Here is an 18,263-nt window from a genome sequence, read left to right as displayed (position 1 = left end):
TGTGCTCATCACTTTTCCATTCTTTGAGATATTTCTCGATTTTTCGTTTAAACATCTGTTTTCTAATGATTTATGATGTATTGCCATTTATGCTGTGCACGTTTTTCAAGGGACTTTTCTTGAATTCATGCACGTTTTTCAAGGGACTTTTTGCTCTGTTCTGCCACTTTTCCAAGGGACTTTCGGTTGCAAAGATACGAAAATATTTCTAACTATACTTTGAAATAATCCTAGAAGGTGGCTTGTTTAAGGAAAATTAATGTTTTTCCTATGATTTTCTGTTCCTAAGGTGAAAAGCAAATGGATAGGTCTTGCCTTCTAGAGAAAAGGGGATTTCCTTGGGGGCTGCGTTCCAATTAGCTTGCTCCGGTTGGCTGCGTTCCGGTTGTTCCAGTTGTTCCAATTAATTTTGAGTGGGTATGCATCTTCAGTTTGTTCTTCTTTTTTACTTCTTTGTGTTATATAACTTATTGATTATTAATTAATTATATATAATATATATATAAATATATATAAAAATAGGGGTAGGAGGGATATGTTGAAAAAATAATTGGAACAACTGGAACGGGAACGCTTCCTCTTTTTCTAGAAGGCTTATTATCAGATAGTTAATGCATGGAAATGGCGTTCCAGTTAGCTCGTTCCAATCTTCCAAAATCAGAAAAATGAAAATATTTCTTCCAAAAAAGGGGCGTTTTTCGGGATTTTATTCGTATTTTTGCCCTGTCGTTTGATACGATTTCAACAACAAACAATTCAAAACCTAAAAAAATAGTTGGATTATGAACATATTTAAAAAGCTATTTGGTGGCCAAAAGACTACTGAGGAAGTGAAACAGGAGAAGGAAAAGGGCTTCGACAAGGTGAAATATGAGGGTGTTCGTGCTCTCCGCATGCATCAATTTGACCTTGCAGTCAAGTCTTTGGAACACGCTCTGCAGTTGAATGCCGAAGATTTGGAATGCCGCGACTATCTCTCGCAAGCTTACATCTCTATGGGTGATCTGCAGAAAGCCTATGAGCAGTTGCAGATTCTCTCGGAAGCCCAGACCGACAACGTGGCGGTGTTGCTGCGTATGGCGGATGTGGCGTATATGATGGAGAACTATACTGCCATGTCGGAGGTATGCGATAAGGCTCTTCACCTGGACACATCGAATCTGCAGACCTATCTCTATTATGCCAAGGCTTGCCGGGGATTGGGCGAACCCATCCGTGCCGTGTCGATGCTGACTGAGGCGATAGGCAAGCGTGAGGATTTCTATGCCGCCCGATTGCTTCGTGGTTGCATCCTGTTGGATCAGGCTCAGCTTTCCGAGGCAGAACTCGATGCAACTTTCCTCTATGAGCATATTCCGGGCAACGAGGATGTGCTGTTGCTGAAGGCTCGTGTAGAGAAGGCGCAGGGAAAGATGGAGGAGGCTGAACAGACCTACGGTAAGGTGATGGAGGTAAATCCTTTCTCTATTGATGCGTATCGCGAGCGCAGCGAGGTTCGCAGAAGTCTGGGTGATAGTGCCGGTGCTGCCGAGGATGAGGCTGCAGCCAAGGAAATGGGTGCCGAAATTCCGGAATCATCAGAGGGAATAGAGCAGAAAATAAAGGAAAAAATGCAGCAGATGGACCCCTATAAGGTTTTCCATAACGAATACTGAATAATAGAATTTCATCTTTCTAACTGGAAAAAAATATTTTCCCAGTTAGAAAGATTATTTTTTATAACTACAAGTCGTCGTTTTCATCGTCTATAGACGATAAAATGTGGGTGTTTTGTCGTCTATAAACGATAAAATGTGTATTTGGATTACTGATGACATGCAAAAAGGCTAAACTTTGGGTTAGGAAGTTCAGCCTTTTGCTTATTTGTGATTTCAGGAAAATATAAAACTATTCTATCTGATACCATTATCTCTATCGCTATTGTTCAGCTTACGGCTGCCTGTATGGTATCTGCGGCCATGGCTGAAGTTGAAGCTGGCAGTAAAGACAAGCATGTTGCCCTGGTCAGCAAGGCGTACCTTGTTCTTCTGCTGCACATACTTGTTGAAAAGTTCATCCTTATAGACGCAGCCATGAGGATAGAATACGAATAATCCGAGAACGCCAAACTGCCAGTTCTTATAACTGTAGGTTACGGCAAGATTGGAGGTTGGCTCTCCGCCGTTTGTCTTTTCTCCCCAAAAACTCTTTTCCACCTTATAGGCACCATAGCCAATGTTCCAATTGCCCGTCATGTACCGAATTTCTGCTCCATAACTGAAGTAATTGAACTCGTGGGAATAATCCAAACCCTTTGTCTTGACATTCTGATACTCGCACATAAGGTTCAAATCCAGATGATCCTTGATGAGGTGAACTTCAGGAGTCAACAGCAGGTGCTTGTAATCATGATTCTTCTGATTCTCCGGTTTGCTCACAAAGAGATAAGAGCCATCCTCCCGCTTTTCGGGCAAGATAGAAGTAGCTATAGGCTTGTCGTAATACGTCCAGTTTCCCTCCAGGTACACAGACATCAGCGGAATGTTCCAGGAAGCCGACAAGGTATTGTTGTAGCCGGTAAATGGCTTCAGGCCGCTATTGCCGTCACGCGCCTCAAAGCTGTTGGAATATTGGCGCAACTCGCTCAAGTCGGAAAGGCTTGGGATGTCTGACGTGATTTTGCTGCTCCATTTAAAACTCAGACGGTCGCTAGCCTTTGCCTGTAAAGTTACCTGTGGTCGAAACAGCCATTTGCTGTATCCGTTCTCCCCCTGATGGATGGAAGACCTGGTTGCGCCAACTCCCACCTGATAACTGAACCACTTCTGCTGTCCCTGTAGCTGGGTGAAAAGATAGAGATTGCTGTACTTCAATTCCGTATCAGCATTACTGCTTCCCACATAGATGTTATCTGTGTGGCTGATATTATATTGTCCACCTACCGATAAAGCCATCTGTTTCCAGTTCTTGCTGTATGTTCCTTCACCAATAAGAGAGCGCTTTCTACCAGTTGCATCATAACTGTAATCGGTCAGCGGAGCGTTCTTTACAGATTCATCCGGCGATTTGTTGAACGTATATTCCCTCATACGATACTGGTAATCTGTGCCGATGTAAGTACCCACCAGGTTCAGAGCCAGGTTCTGATCATGGGGCATGTTGAGCGAATAATAAATGTCCAGAGATGGAATCTGCTCCAGCATTTTTCTGTTGTTTTGCAGATATTGATTTGCCTTGCCGCTTTCCTGATAAAGCTGGTTCATGCCTCTCACAGGACTGTTGTGATTGTAGAAATTCAACCGTACATTCAATGTATATTTGTCTGGCTCACTAAGATTATAACCCAACTGTACATTATTGGTGGTGTATAGGAACGGAGAATCATAACCTAAATAATTGCGATGTAGAGTTTCTCCTGTGGGCAGATGATAAGTACCGAGACTCTCATAGCTTCGTTCCTCTACCGAGCGATAGGAGAAACTGTAGTTGATGCTGAATTCCGATTTCTTCACATTGTATTTGAAATAACCGTCGCTATTATTGAAACCTGCCTTGGTGCCTTGCATCGTAGAAACTCCACCCACATAACCGGCATAACGTCGGCGGACCTGGTAGTTGATGACTGCATCCAGATTGTTGTCTCCATATTTGAGTCCTGGAACATTGATGAATTCCACCTTTGTAACTTCATCCGGCTGCAAAGCCAATACATCTTGCATGCTAGCCTTGACATCGTTGATGCGTATTTGCACATCTCCGCCCTTTAATGACAGAACTTTGCGTTCTGCTCGATTTACGATAATGGTAGGCAAAGACAAGTTGTCCAACAGATCATAACCATTGGAAGCCGTTTTCACCTGCTCTTTTGTAGGGAAGATGATTTGTCTATCTACTTTTTCTACAACCCTTGCGGCTTCAACGGTCACACCTTTCAACAGGTATGAATTCGCCTGCATTTTCACATTTCCGATGCGGGCAATAGGTACCAGCTTGCAAATCGTCTTGTAGCCCACGAACGAAACCTTCATGAGGGCCTGTTTCTGCTGGCAGGGGATGACGAAATCGCCATTGGCGTTGCTCACGCCTCCACAGAGAAAGGAGGAATCCTTCGGGTTAAGCAGCTGGATATTGGCGAATTCTACAGGAAGATTGTGATTGTCTATCAGTCTGCCTATCAGCTTGCGCTCGCTCTTGCGTATGCATTCTACCGTGATGAGGCTGTCGCCCACGGTCATCTGCATCGGATAGAAACCGATTACCTTGCGGATGGCATCGGGAATATTGGCTGTCTTCACGTTCTGGGTAACTGTGAAATCCTCCAGTTCGTTGTAGATGAAACTGATTTTGTAGCGCTTGGAAGCCTTGTCGAGGTCGATGAGAACGTCCGACATGCTGCGGTCGTGATAGTTGCGCTGGATGTGCTGTGCGCTCATCGCCAGGGCGAACGTGCACAGCAGGAATATGATGGCTGAAAATCTTCTCATAATGATACTTTTTAACTTTGAGCTTTGAACATTGAACTTTATGATTACTTTGAGAGTCGATAATATTATGCTTACTTTGGATAAACTTGTTATTTTACAATCAGCTCGTTTTGCTGCAATTCGATGTTTACATTCTCGAATTGGTTCAGTTCTTTTACGATGTTCTCGATGCTCGAATGACTGTTCCATTCGTAATAGAGGCGGAGGGTCTTGTCCTCGTTATTCTCAAACTTCACTTGTAAATCATAATAAGAAGCAATCTCTGAAATCATCTGCTCGAAAGCCACATTCTCGAAAGTCTTGTGAATGGCTGGCTTTTCTGGTTTCGGATGAGTCAGGGAATCCTTTGCTGCTACCTGCTTTGCGGAATCTGATTTTATGACTTCCGGATGAGTATCTGCGGTTACCTGGGTTGTTTCCTGGCTGCGCTTGATGTAAGTATGGATTGCGGCAAAGGCAATACCCGAAATCAAGACAAAGCCGGCGATGGATGCAGCCAGCTTACGCCAGGAAGTTATAGGATGGGATACTTCCTGAAGTTGATGTTTCTGACTGAATTTCCCCCATTCCTCATCTACATTAATAATAGGAGAGGGGCTTTCAAGTGCAGAATCCACTTCCACCATCGTCTGATAGAGTTTTCGGCATTCCTCATCCTGCAATATTTCATGAATCTCCTCATCAGAATACTTCTCCTGATGGTCGATGATATCCAGTATTTTTTCAAACTTGTCCATAATAAATCTGCTAAGGGTTAAACTTTTGCTTTAATTTTCTGATGCCTTGCGCCAGATGCTTATAAACTGCCACTTCGCTGATGCCCAATTCCGTAGCAATCTCCCGATATTTCAGTTTCTGCCGAAAGCGGAAATCGAGTACCTTGCGGGTTTGTGGTGTGAGCTCAGCATCCATATAAGCCTGAATTGCCTCGTACTTTTCGGTCTCCCTGTTTATTTCGGCAATCATCGCTTCCTGGGGAACTATCGAAGGCGAAGTATCGGCTTTCAGGAGGTGATGAACCCGGTCTTTCATTTGCTGTCGGCTCAACAGGTTGAGGCATTTATGGCGCACACACACCAGAAGATAGCTCCCGGTCTTAGTGGAAGGCAGGGGCGAATCGCTGGTTATAGTCTCGTTATCAAGACCCAGTTGGGTCTTTCCGTCGAGCACATCGGCAAAGACTTCGCTTACCACATCCTTGCTGGCTGCATCATACTTCAGAAGTACCCTGGCCAATTGGTACATCCTCAGATAATGCTGCCGGAAGAGCTGTTCTATCGTTTCTTTGTTTATTTGCATTACTTTATTTCTTTTCTTTTGCCTATATTACAATCGAATTTTCATTTTCCTAACCCTTAGCAGAATATTTTTTATAACTACAAGTTGTCGTTTTCATCGTCTATAGACGATAAAATGTAATACAAGAATTACTTGAATGCGCCAGCATCTGAATCGTAGTTGTTGATGTTCTTCCGGATGTTCTTCTTCTTTCCGGAGAAGAAGTTGTAGCTGACACCCAGCATCAGCATGCGGCGATTATCCTTGATAATGTGCTGTTCCGTCTGGTTCATAATCGGATTGTCGAACGACTGGCTCTCGTGCTTGGCAGGAGCAAACATCCACATGCCATAGAGCGAGAAACGCCAGGCTCCCTTCTGATAAAAAGCAGAGAATTCACTCTTAGGCTCATCCGCCTTGCGATAGTCCAAGACAGCCATCTTCGAAGGAATATTTCCCTGGTAAGATGCTCCCCAGTTTCCCTTCCGGAAGTTGATGCCATATTTGAATGGACTCCACCAGTAGCAATGGTGACCATAGGAATTGCTGATTACCTCTCGTTCAAAACCTCCACCCACCATCAGTTTCAAAACCTCGTTCTTGAACGGCTTGAACTGAAGATAATAGCCTGTGCCATAACGCCAATAGAAACTGCCGTTTTCATAGGTAGAAACTATGCTGCGCTTGTCGTTCACCGTTGTCCAATAATAATAAGGTGTAATTACCTTGTCATTATAGATTCCATAAAGTGCTACTTGCAGGTAGAGCATCGCATCATTATAGGTGTATCTGAATATCGGTCCCCATTCCATCGTAGCCTTTACATTTGGGTTGCCCTGCTTCATCAGTCCGGGGATGACAATCGTCATGTTCTCGCTCAATGTTGAGATGGCGGGATAATTGGTGCCGCTGGATGATAGCAGCTGCAACGAACCGTTCTTCAGCTTATAAGATAAATACAGCAACGGATGAATATAGTTGTTGTTATAGGTGAGATCCTGATAGCTCTGGGTTCTCCACGTGCTCTTTACGCCTATACGATAGGTAAACTTGCCGATATGGTTCTGGTATTGGGCATAAACCGTATTGATCTTGATGCATGAAGAATACTTGGATGGCTCATAGCCGGAAAGGATATTGCGCACATTATAGTCGCTCCACTTATTCCAGGTATAAACTCCTGCCGACAGCTCTCCCTGCTCCCATTCTTTGGTATAATCTGCTTCTCCTATCAGGGAATAGATGTGGCTCCTGGAGTGCATGTCGTCATCGGTCAAGATGCTATCCTTGTCGGAAGTCCATTGCCGGTTGAGCATTTGCTGCCTGGTGTTGAAGTAAGAGCCGAGCACGTCCACATCGAGTGTCTGCTTATGGGCAAACTGCTTGCTGAGATAGAGATCTACTGCTGGTTTCACGTAATCTACAATATCCTTCGTGTTTCCGAAACCATCCTTCCAAGCCTCGTTTCCTTGCGTTGCAACCTCGCTATTTCCCCGGTTGAACTTATGTGACAATTCTGGCGAAAAGGTGACCTGGAAGGTTACGTCATCTGGCTTGCTGTAAGCATACTTCAGGTTGAACTTGTTGTCGGTATAGCCAAAACGTTTGTGCAGATGGTAATCATAGACAGCCTGTTGGTTGTCAAGCGTAAAGGAATACTGGTTGTCTTCTATCCAGTCACGATAGTTTCTCACGTTGATGCTGTAATCGAAGGAAAACTGATGATTGCCCTTGTTGTACTTGAAATACACATTGTCATCGCTAAACCCTGTTGTCAAGGCACTAGACACGTCAAAACCGGTAGTATAACCCGTATCAAGCGGCTTGGTAATGATGTTCATCAAGATGCCCACATCGCCGTATCTGATAGGAGGATCTTCGTAGTATTCCACCTTCTTTATTTTGTTGGCGGCAATAGCCTTCAAGTCGTTCTCGCTCGTCATCGGCACGTTGTTGATGAGAATCTTGATGGATTTGCCGGTCATACTGGATGTCTTGCCGGTCATCGGATCGGTATAGATTCCTGGGAGTGTTCCCAGGAGATCCTGTGAATGGCGTGAGTTCCTGATCTGTTCGTCAGAGAATGTATAAGAGGCATGGTCGCCGTGGTCGATACGCAGCTTGCCCTTTACTTCCACCTTGCCCAGTTGATAGGCATTCGCCTGCATCTTTACATTTCCGATGCGGGCAATAGGTACCAGCTTGCAAATCGTCTTGTAGCCCACGAACGAAACTTTCATGAGGACCTGCTTCTGCTGGCAGGGGATGACGAAATCGCCATTGGCGTTGCTCACGCCTCCACAGAGAAAGGAGGAATCCTTCGGGTTGAGCAGCTGGATGTTGGCGAATTCTACAGGAAGATTGTGATTGTCTATCAGTCTGCCTATCAGCTTGCGCTCGCTCTTGCGTATGCATTCTACCGTGATGAGGCTGTCGCCCACGGTCATCTGCATCGGATAGAAGCCGATTACCTTGCGGATGGCATCGGGAATATTGGCTGTCTTCACGTTCTGGGTAACTGTGAAGTCTTCCAGTTCGTTGTAGATGAAGCTGATTTTATAGCGCTTGGAAGCCTTGTCGAGGTCGATGAGGACGTCCGACATGCTGCGGTTGTGATAGTTGCGCTGGATGTGCTGTGCGCTCATCGCCAGGGCGAACGTGCACAGCAGGAATATGATGGCTGAAAATCTTCTCATAATGATACTTTTTAACTTTGAACTTTGAACATAGAACTTTATGATTACTTTGAGAGTCGATAATATTACGCTTACTTTTGATAAGCTTGTTATTTTACAATCAGCTCGTTTTGTTGCAATTCGATGTTTACATTCTCGAATTGGTTCAGTTCTTTTACGATGTTCTCGATGCTCGAATGACTGTTCCATTCGTAATAGAGGCGGAGGGTCTTGTCCTCGTTATTCTCAAACTTCACTTGTAAATCATAATAAGAAGCAATCTCTGAAATCATCTGTTCGAAAGCCACATTTTCGAAAGTCTTGTGAATGGCTGGCTTTTCTGGTTTCGGATGAGTCAGGGAATCCTTTGCTGCTACCTGCTTTGCGGAATCTGATTTTATGACTTCCGGATGAGTATCAGCCGTTACCTGGGTAGGTTCCTGGCTGCGCTTGATGTAAGTATGGATTGCGGCAAAGGCAATACCCGAAATCAAGACAAAGCCGGCGATGGATGCAGCCAGCTTGCGCCAGGAAGTTATAGGATGAGTTGCTTTTTCCTGAAGTTGATGCTCCTGGCTGAATTTCTCCCATTCCTCATCTACATTAATAATAGGAGAGGGGCTTTCAAGTGCAGAATCCACTTCCACCATCGTCTGATAGAGTTTTCGGCATTCCTCATCCTGCAATATTTCACGAATCTCCTCATCAGAATACTTCTCCTGATGGTCGATGATATCCAGTATTTTTTCAAACTTGTCCATAATAAATCTGCTAAGGGTTAAACTTTTGCTTTAATTTTCTGATGCCTTGCGCCAGATGCTTATAAACTGCCACTTCGCTGATGCCTAATTCCGTAGCAATCTCCCGATATTTCAGTTTCTGCCGAAAGCGGAGATCGAGTACCTTGCGGGTTTGTGGCGTGAGCTCAGCATTCATATAAGCCTGAATTGCCTCGTACTTTTCGGTCTCCCTGTCTATTTCGGCAATCGTCGCTTCCAGGGGAGCTATCGAAGGCGAAGTATCGGCTTTCAGAAGATGATGAACCCGGTCTTTCATCTTCTGTCGGCTCAACAGGTTGAGGCATTTATGGCGCACACACACCAGAAGATAGCTCCCGGCGTTGGCGGAAGGCAGGGGCGAATCGCTGGCTATTGTCTCGTTATCAAGACCCAGTTGAGTCTTTCCGTCGAGCACATCGGCAAAGACTTCACTTACCACATCCTTGCTGGCTGCATCATCCTTCAGAAGTACCCTGGCCAATTGGTACATCCTCAGATAATGCTGCCGGAAGAGCTGTTCTATCGTTTCTTTGTTTATTTGCATTACTTTATTTTCTTTTCTTTTGCCTATATTACAATCGAATTTTCATTTTCCTAACCCTTAGCAGAATATTTTTTAATGCAAATTTTTAAAACGTCAAAAATACCCTATCGGACTTGCTCCTTCTTCAGATGCTTATAAAGCCACAGGAAGGCGGGGATGAGGAAGAGATCTGCCATAACCCACGCCACAGGGTCGCCGAAGCAGACTCCCGTCCACGCCAGGGCAGGCACCAGCCAGAGACTCACACCGCATCTCGCTATCATTTCCATTACGCCACTCAGCATCGAGAGGTTGCTGTAACCCAAGCCCTGGATGCTGTAGCGCAGGATGGTGAGCAAGCCCAGACATGGATAGAAATAGTTGGCTATGCGCATAAACTGGGCAGCATAAGTCACCACATCCGCCTCGCCCTTATCCACGAAGAGCATCATCATCTCGTCGGCAAACGGATAGATGAGCAGGAAGGTGAAGACGAAATAAACCAGCATCATCCTGATGGAAGCCCTTACGCCCTGACCGATTCTATCCAGCTTCCTGGCTCCCAGGTTCTGACCGCAATAGGTAGCCATCGCCACTCCAATATTCTCGAATACGCAGGTAAAGAGATATTTGATGCGCATAGAGGCAGTAAATGCAGCCACATAAACCGTTCCCAGAGCGTTGTTGGCACTCTGGAGCATGATGAGGCCGATGGCAGTAATGGAGAACTGCAATCCCATCGGAACGCCGTTGTTCAGCAGAATGCTTACCTTTTTATTATCAAATTTCCTTTCCTCACCCTTCGGAATCAGAATCTGCATTTTCTTCTTGATAAACCAGATACAGAGCAGCACGGAAATTCCCTGAGAAAGCCAGGTGGCAATACCTGCTCCCTCTACACCTAACCCCATACCGAGAATCAGAATGCCATCTAGAATAATGTTGATAACGGAAGCTGTGATGAGGAAATAGAAAGGCTGTTTCGAGTTGCCCAGAGCACGGATCTGACCGGAGAGCAGGTTGTAGGCGATGGTAAAAGGAATCGCCGCAAACTGCAGCATCAGGAAGATGTAGGCGTCATCGAACACCTCCTTCGGCGTATTCACCAGATGCAGAATCTTTCCGCAGAAGATGCAGGAAAGGAAGGTGATGACCAAGGCAAACACCACGGCGATGCGGATGCTGTTGCTTACGTAAGCCCGCATCTTGGCATAATCCCTGGCGCCGAAAGCCTGGGCGACAGGGATGGCGAAACCGGCACAGGAGCCGTTGCAGAAGCCCATGATGAGAAACATGATGGAGCTGGATGCGCCTACTGCCGCAAGAGCCCCCACGCCAATCCATCTTCCCACGATGGCGGCATCGATAATGAGATACATCTGCTGAAGGATGTAACCCAAGATAAGTGGAATTGCAAATTTGATGATGGCTCGCAAAGGCGAACCTACAGTCATGTCATTAGTAGACTTTGAACTTTGAGTTTTGACCATTGAATTTTATGATTAGTTTTTGTTATCCTAAAAATATAAGGAGGATGCACTCTTTATTTGAGTGCATCTCCAATCTTCTGTTTGATTTGTGCCATTTTGTTGCGGCGTTCGATGGAGAAGGTATCTCCGTGGGTTTCCACATAATCGAAGAGCATGAACGCCTTGTTCAGGAGTTCGTCTCTTGTGGGCTGTCCCACCATATCTGCCTCGTGATAATAGAGTTCGGCAAGCATGTCCATCTTGGAGAGTCGCTTCTCCTCGTCCTCTATTCCTGCCATCGCCTTCATCACGTCTTCTATGGTGGCGATGCTGTAGAAGGCGTAAGGACCCACGTATTGATTGTAGAGTTCCTTAATCTTCTCACGTCTCACCTCCACCTCTTTCTTTTCGAGCATTCTTTCGAGTGCCGCCATAAACTCGCGAATCAGTCGCTGTATGTAGTCTCGTTGTAGCATAAAATAGTCTTTATTTTATTCGTTGTTGTTGATTGCCTCCACATACTCCCACAGTTTCTTGTAGAAAGGATGTTTCGTCATCGTGTTCTTGTTGCCCAGGATGATGAGTTTCATTCGGGCTCTCGTCATCGCCACGTTCATGCGACGGAGGTCTTTCAGGAATCCAATCTGGCCTTCATCGTTGGAACGTACCAGGGAGATGAGAATCACGTCGCGCTCCTGACCCTGGAAACCATCCACCGTATTCACGCTGATCAGACGGCGGTAAGGCTTGAAGAACTCATATTTCTTGATGAGTTTCTTGAGATATTGTACCTGGGCACGATAAGGCGAAATGATGCCTACATCGATTCTTTCCTCCAAAACGCGCTGTTTGCCTATCTTGGTGAAGTATTCCGCCAGGGTGAGCAGGGTAAGCTCGGCTTCTGCCTTGTTGATGCGCCCGAAACTCTCGCCCACAAACTGCTCCTTGAAGTTCAAATCAGAATTCTGATTGGCTGCAGATACAGAAGATGCTGTGGAAGCAGAATCCTCAGGAGCATCTTCTCCTTCTATCGTTATCTGATTCTCCTCGTTTGAAGTATCAATCCACGTTATCGGATGGTCATAATCCAATACGCTCCGGTATTTGATCTGAGGCGCACTCTCCACCTTGCCCCCGTAGAACCAGTCGCTGGAGAATCGCATGATTTCGTCGTTCATGCGGTATTGGATTTTCAGCAGGGTTACCACCTCTGGCTTGTTTTCGGCGATGCGCTCCATCAGGGTCTTGCCCAGTCCGGCTCTTAATGCCGCAATACTCTTTACGGTAGGCGGCAGCTGACAATGATCGCCTGCCAGAATCACCCGGCTGGCTCTCTTCATCGGAATCCAGCAGGCAGCTTCCAAAGCCTGGGCAGCCTCGTCGATAAAGAGGGTACCGAACTTCATGCCTTCCAGCAGATGATGGGCTGAGCCTACGAGGGTACAGGCGATGACACGCGCCTCGCCAAAGAGTTCTGCGTTGATGCGGAGTTCTATCTCGGCAGCACGGCTCTTCAGCCTGTCCATCTTCTGATGATAGTTTTCGCTACCCTTCTTTCTGTTCTTTCTTAATTCCCTGATTGCCTTGCGGATTGCCCAAAGCTGAGGGTAATCAGCATGGCTCTCAAAGCGGCGCTCGTAGGTGAAGCCCAGCATCTTGTCGTTCACGCGGGTCGGGTTTCCGATACGGAGCACGTTGATGCCTCTATCCACCAGTTTTTCTGATATCCAGTCTACCGCCATATTGCTCTGTGCACACACCAGAACCTGGCTTTCGCGCATCAGGGTTTCGTTGATGGCTTCTATCAGGGTTGTAGTCTTTCCGGTTCCCGGAGGTCCGTGAACGATGGCCACATCCTTCGCCCAAAGCACCTCGTTCACAGCCCTTTCCTGGGTAGGATTGAGCCAAGGGAACTTCATCGGTTCGAAGGAGAATCTTCCTGCCTTCTGATGGGAATAGAATAAATCGCGGAGATAAGCCAGACGGTTGTTCTTCGCCTTCATCACGCGGTCCAAGGCCTCGAACATCAGCTTGTAGCTGGTTTCGTCAAAGGATAGCTGTACGCCGATAGGATCGGTTGACTGCTGAAGTTCGAGCAGAGGGGCAGAATCGGGTACGGTAATCACCATTCTGTCGCCATCTACATAACTCACGGTTCCGGTAAAGGAGAAATATTTTATACTTTGAACTTTGAGATTTGAATTTTGAACTTTATGATTAGCGTCTGAAGCGTTTTCTGGCTGCTGAAGGGCTGTGTTGCCCTGGTTCTCATTCTTGCCCATCTTCTTGACCATAAAGAACATGACGGGGCGACCGAACTCAAAATTGTGCTCGATATCCTGGTCAGAGGTTCGGAAAACCTCTATGGCTGTCTGGTTCAGCGAATTATAAAAGCTCTTTCCCACCTGTAGCGGGAACCAGGCATCACCTCGTTTCACCTTCCGCTGCATTCCCATCTGTTCGGTAAGCTTGCGGAAGGCTTCTTTCTCGGTATAATACTCCAGCTGGAGCAGGGTGCGTTGCTGCAATAATGCCTGAATTGGTGAAATCTGTTCCATATAGGATGCAAAGTTACACCAATTCAGGCAAAAATAAGAAGATAATAGGATAAATTATCTAAAATTTATTTCATGATGCGTTCTACGTCCTGGATGGTGCGGTTGAATGGTCCGTTGTGCTCCAGTTTGATGGTACACATGGCTGCAGCAAACTTGCCGGCTTCTACCGGATTGGCTCCCTGCAGGCGCTTGTAGAGATAGCCTGCCGAATAGGTATCGCCGCATCCGGTAGCATCTACTACTTCATGAGGAGGATAGGCTGGAATGTCGTAGAACGTATCATCTACATAAACCAGCGAACCCTCGCTACCCAGGGTGATGATAACCTCGGCTACGCCCCAGGCATGAATCAGCTTGGCGGCTTCCTTCGGGTCCTTCAGTCCGGTAATGGTCTCCATTTCGGTCTCATTCACCTTCAGATAATAGGTGTTCTTGAGCACATCGAGCTTGTCCTTCCAGTCGATGGCGTAAACTTTCTCGTCTCTCACCTCGCGCAGATATCCCTGCACATCGATGGAAACTTTTCCCTTCTTGGCAAGAAAGGCAACCACTTCTGGCGAGAAATCATCGCTCAGCAGACTGCCCAGGTGGAAGACCTTGGCCTCTACATGCTCCAGCTGCTGGATGGTGAAAGGATCTGCCTTGGCAAGCACACGCTGCTTACGGTCGTTAGGATTATCGCCATAAATATTCTCGAAGAAAACCGTATTGCGTGATGGGTTCAAGGTGACGTCTATTCCTGCCTTGAGCATCTTTTCAACTGGTTCCTTCTCTGTAGGATCCATCGCCGTAATGAGCGAGAAACTTACATCCTTTGGCAATTGGTTGATGGCGTAGGCAAAATAAAAAGAGGTGCCGCCAGCCATGTAAACCGTACTGCTCGGGGTCACGATTTTATCCTTTGTTACGTGCCCAATACAACAAATATCTTTCATTTTTATTACATTTTGCGGATGCAAAGGTACTGCAAATCGAGAATAATACAAAAAAAAATGGGAATTATTTTGTTTTGTTCGCATTTTAATGTACCTTTGCATCGATAAAAAGCAATTTTTAAAATATTATCTAGAACAGATATAAAGAAACATTATGTGGTTTGATAATTTAATCAACGTGCATTCGGCGGTGCAAGGCATCGTCATCCTGTCTTTGATTTGTACTTTGGGTCTTGCCCTCGGCAAGATTCATGTCAAAGGAATCTCCCTTGGCATAGCCTTCGTATTCTTCGTGGGTATTATAGCAGGGCATCTAGGGCTCTCTATTGACCAGAACATGCTGGAGTTTGCAGAAAGCTTCGGCCTTACCATGTTTGTGTATGTGTTGGGTCTTTATGTGGGTCCTAACTTCTTCGGTTCGATGCGTCACGAAGGCATTTCGCTCAATCTCTGGAGTCTGGCTGTCATCCTGGTGGGAACCTTGTTCTCGCTCGGCTTGTGCTGGATTTTGCCAATCAGTCTGCCTGATATGATGGGCATCCTGTGTGGCGCCACAACCAATACGCCTGCCCTTGGTGCTGCCCAGCAGGCGTTGCAGCAGTTGGGCTTGCCTAGCGAAGGTGCGGCTCTGGGCTGTGCCGTTACTTATCCGTTGGGTGTTGTGGGCGTTATCCTGGCGATGATGCTCTTGCGCAAACTCTTTGTGAAACCGGAAGATCTGGAGATTCGCAATAATGATGATGACGACCATACGTCTATCGGACAATACGTAATCGTGAATCCTGCCCTGAACGGCAATACCATAGCAGAGATTACGATGATGACGCATCGCAAGTTCATCATCTCCCGTGTGTGGAGAGGTGAACAGGTGATTGTTCCTCAGGCTGATACGGTACTTCATACGAATGATAATGTACTCGTGGTTACCAATAAGGACGAGGTCTCGGCGATGCAGATTCTCTTCGGAAAGAAGGTGGATAAGGAGTGGAATAATGATAAGGTAGACTGGAATGCGATTGATGCGAAGGTAGAAAGCCGCATTATCGTTGTTACCCGTCCGGGACTGAACGGCAAGCGCCTGGGCAGTCTGCAGATGCGAAATTCCTATGGCGTGAATGTGAGCCGAGTGCTTCGTGGTGATATCCGTCTGCTTGCTACAGATGACCTCCGTCTGCAGTACGGCGACCGACTGACGGTAGTTGGCGACCCTACGAGTATCGACCATGTAGAACAGTTCCTGGGTAATGCCGTAAAGACCCTGAACGAGCCGAACCTCGGCGCTATCTTCCTTGGAATCATTCTCGGTCTTGCCGTAGGAACCATTCCTCTGGATATTCCTGGAATGACGGCTCCTGTGCGTCTGGGTATTGCCGGTGGCCCTATCGTGATGGGTATTCTGATTGGTGCGCTGGGGCCTCGTGTGCATTTCATCTCTTACATGACGCGAAGTGCGGGTCTGATGCTGCGAGAACTGGGTCTTGCCCTCTATCTCGGTTGCCTGGGATTGGCGGCTGGTGGACAGTTCTTCGAGACGGTAGTCCGTCCGGAAGGTTTGATGTGGGTAGGCATCGGTTTCCTTATCACGGTTGTGCCTGTGGTTATCGTAGGTCTCATCATTCTGAAGACCAAGAAGTATGACTTCGGCAGTATCTGCGGAATCCTCTGTGGAAGTATGGCGAATCCGATGGCGCTTACTTACGCCAACGAGACGCTGGATGGCGATACGCCAAGTATCAGTTATGCTACGGTTTATCCGCTCGGCATGTTTATCAGAGTGGTGATAGCCCAGGTTATCGTGATGTTCTTTGTCTGATGTTACGATGTTTTCATCTGTTTCTGCGGATTCTGTCATCCGCAGATATGAAGAAAGGCTGGTTTCGGTTAGAAATCAGCCTTTCTTGTTATAGTCATCTTCTTTCCCGTCATCGGGTGCTCAAATGTGATTTCCTCTGCATGAAGATGCAGTCTTGTTGCAGGCTCGTTGCCGTAGAGCGGATCGCCGATGATAGGGGCATTCAGACCTTCCTGATGAGCACAATGCACTCTCAGCTGGTGCGTTCTGCCTGTTTTAGGATAGAGCGCCAGGCGAAGATGGGTATCGTCAATACGCTCTAGAACCTCGTATTCTGTAATGGCTTCCTTGCCCTGTTCGCGGTTTACCATCTGTCGTGGACGGTCTAGGAAATCTGCCATTAGAGGAAGCGAGATGTAACCTCTTCCGCTTTCTGCTTCTTTCAGAATCCGGTTGCACGATTCCTTGTCTTTTCCGCAAACGATGGCTACGTATTTCTTCTGAACCCGATGATTCAGAAACTCCTTCTGCAGGCGATGATAGGCAAACTCGGTCTTGGCAATAATCATCAGTCCGCTTGTTGCCATGTCCAGACGGTGGACGATGAGCGGACCAGTAGCTTCCTGATATTTCCTGCGCATCAGAGCGTAGACGGAAGGCTGGGCTGCATCTTTCCCGGGAACCGAGAGTAAACCTTCGGGCTTATAGATGACTGCCAGTTCACGGTCTTCGTAGAGCGTTTCCACCTTATTATATATAGTAGTTTCGGTCTGTTGGGTTTCAAAGACTGTTTTAGGCAGCATCCAATGTAGTATCGGTTTGCATTTTCCGTTGCAGGCAGGATAAAACTGAAGATGATGTCTGATTTCTTCTTTCGGACTCTCTCCCCACCAGAACATCGCCATCTGCAGAGGCTTGTAGCCATGCTGGTAAGCGTATTGCAGGAGTTTCGGCTCGCAGCATTCTCCACTTCCGGCAGGTGGAATCTTAACCGCCTCGTCCTTGAAAATCTCCAGCAGATCCTTGCTTTCTCCTTCCGCATTCAGCATCTGGAATTTCGAAAACAGCCATTGCTGAAGTGCTTCTGATAGCTCTTTGCGGAGCTGTTTCGCACTTTTCAAATCCTTTTCGTAGTTTTCATATAGCGTTTCGTACGCCGTCTTTTCGTTTATCGATTTCTTCAGTCTCTTCAGTTCAGCCTTCATAAACTGGCTCTCTTTTATCATCGCTTTCTCCTCTTCCTCGCTCAGGGGTGTTCCTGCCGAAAGGGCTTCCTGGCGCCTTGCATCTCGCTTTTCCTTTGCTTCTTTTATCTTTGTCTGATAGTTTGCGATAACTTCCTGGCGCTTTTGCTGCAAATTATCAATCAGGTTTTTCGCCTTTATCAGGGTTTCGTTGGCTTCAAACTGTCTGATTTGCTGGTTCATTTCCGAAATCTCAGCCTCATGTACCTTGAAATATCCGTCGGGTTGAAGATAATCGAAAACGGCTGGCACAAAACCTTCCCAATCGCTTCTGCCGCCAATCTGTCCGCTGTACGCTCTCAGATAGCCAATCTTACCGTTACCGGTTTCTACGATAAGTACGCCGAACATCTTTCCACGGTCAATTTCCTCTCGCCAGTCGTTTCGCTGTGAGAGTTCAGCCTGCAGCTCCTTGCATGCTTCGATGCAGAGCGGATGAGGTTCGTAGCTGAATGGATTGTTCATCCTTTCAGGCATATTATTTAGTTCTATATTTTTGAATAAATGCATTTCCATGCTACAAAGATACACATTTAAACGCGTTTTA

General features: G+C 46.5%; 13 protein-coding genes. 2 read left to right on the top strand and 11 right to left on the bottom strand.

All coding sequences use genetic code 11. The features are described 5' to 3' along the window. Positions 1-782: 782 nt before the first annotated feature. Positions 783-1,655, top strand: a complete 873-nt coding sequence (locus ONT19_RS11255; protein WP_264951994.1) for a tetratricopeptide repeat protein — start codon at positions 783-785, stop codon at positions 1,653-1,655. 237 nt (positions 1,656-1,892) lie between these two features. On the opposite strand, the gene ONT19_RS11250 is transcribed toward ONT19_RS11255, so the two are convergent. The 10 genes from ONT19_RS11250 to ONT19_RS11205 form a co-directional block, all read right to left on the bottom strand. Beyond that, positions 1,893-4,463 (bottom strand): TonB-dependent receptor, encoded by a 2,571-nt coding sequence (locus ONT19_RS11250; RefSeq protein WP_264951993.1) that lies wholly within the window; start codon positions 4,461-4,463, stop codon positions 1,893-1,895. A gap of 89 nt (positions 4,464-4,552) precedes the next feature. Continuing rightward, positions 4,553-5,200, bottom strand: coding sequence for a DUF4974 domain-containing protein (locus ONT19_RS11245; RefSeq protein WP_264951992.1), 648 nt, complete (start codon positions 5,198-5,200; stop codon positions 4,553-4,555). A gap of 10 nt (positions 5,201-5,210) precedes the next feature. Then, entirely contained in the window at positions 5,211-5,762 is a 552-nt protein-coding gene (locus ONT19_RS11240) for a sigma-70 family RNA polymerase sigma factor (RefSeq protein ID WP_264951991.1), read from the bottom strand. 128 nt (positions 5,763-5,890) lie between these two features. After that, positions 5,891-8,437: a hypothetical protein gene (locus tag ONT19_RS11235; protein WP_264951990.1), complete on the bottom strand. Its 2,547-nt coding sequence runs from the start codon at positions 8,435-8,437 to the stop codon at positions 5,891-5,893. Positions 8,438-8,526: 89 nt separating this feature from the next. Continuing rightward, the gene (locus ONT19_RS11230) at positions 8,527-9,177 is read right to left on the bottom strand and encodes a DUF4974 domain-containing protein (protein WP_264951989.1); all 651 of its coding nucleotides are present in this window, start codon (positions 9,175-9,177) and stop codon (positions 8,527-8,529) included. Positions 9,178-9,187: 10 nt separating this feature from the next. Then, positions 9,188-9,739 carry a sigma-70 family RNA polymerase sigma factor gene (locus tag ONT19_RS11225; protein WP_264951988.1) on the bottom strand — a complete coding sequence of 184 codons (552 nt, stop codon included), beginning with the start codon at positions 9,737-9,739 and terminating at the stop codon, positions 9,188-9,190. A gap of 104 nt (positions 9,740-9,843) precedes the next feature. Next, positions 9,844-11,208, bottom strand: a complete 1,365-nt coding sequence (locus tag ONT19_RS11220; protein WP_264951987.1) for an MATE family efflux transporter — start codon at positions 11,206-11,208, stop codon at positions 9,844-9,846. Between the two features lie 53 nt (positions 11,209-11,261). After that, positions 11,262-11,663 (bottom strand): hypothetical protein, encoded by a 402-nt coding sequence (locus ONT19_RS11215; protein WP_022121599.1) that lies wholly within the window; start codon positions 11,661-11,663, stop codon positions 11,262-11,264. Between the two features lie 15 nt (positions 11,664-11,678). Next, on the bottom strand, positions 11,679-13,745 hold the full coding sequence (locus ONT19_RS11210) for an AAA domain-containing protein (RefSeq protein ID WP_264951986.1): 2,067 nt from the start codon (positions 13,743-13,745) through the stop codon (positions 11,679-11,681). A gap of 65 nt (positions 13,746-13,810) precedes the next feature. Continuing rightward, a complete protein-coding gene (locus ONT19_RS11205; protein ID WP_118190212.1) occupies positions 13,811-14,680 on the bottom strand; it encodes a PfkB family carbohydrate kinase in 870 nt (289 codons plus the stop codon). Between the two features lie 154 nt (positions 14,681-14,834). On the opposite strand from ONT19_RS11205, the gene ONT19_RS11200 reads away from it, so the two are divergent. Then, positions 14,835-16,493, top strand: a complete 1,659-nt coding sequence (locus ONT19_RS11200) for a putative transporter (protein ID WP_117691816.1) — start codon at positions 14,835-14,837, stop codon at positions 16,491-16,493. A 68-nt stretch (positions 16,494-16,561) separates the two neighbouring features. Here the strand turns inward: ONT19_RS11200 and ONT19_RS11195 are convergent, their stop codons facing one another. Then, positions 16,562-18,181: an RluA family pseudouridine synthase gene (locus ONT19_RS11195; RefSeq protein ID WP_264951985.1), complete on the bottom strand. Its 1,620-nt coding sequence runs from the start codon at positions 18,179-18,181 to the stop codon at positions 16,562-16,564. Between the last annotated feature and the right edge of the window lie 82 nt (positions 18,182-18,263).

It is taken from the genome of Segatella copri (assembly GCF_026015625.1).
Lineage (GTDB): Bacteria > Bacteroidota > Bacteroidia > Bacteroidales > Bacteroidaceae > Prevotella > Prevotella copri_H.
The sequence above is the reverse complement of the archived record's forward strand: the minus strand, read 5'-3'. Positions and strand labels throughout refer to the sequence as shown.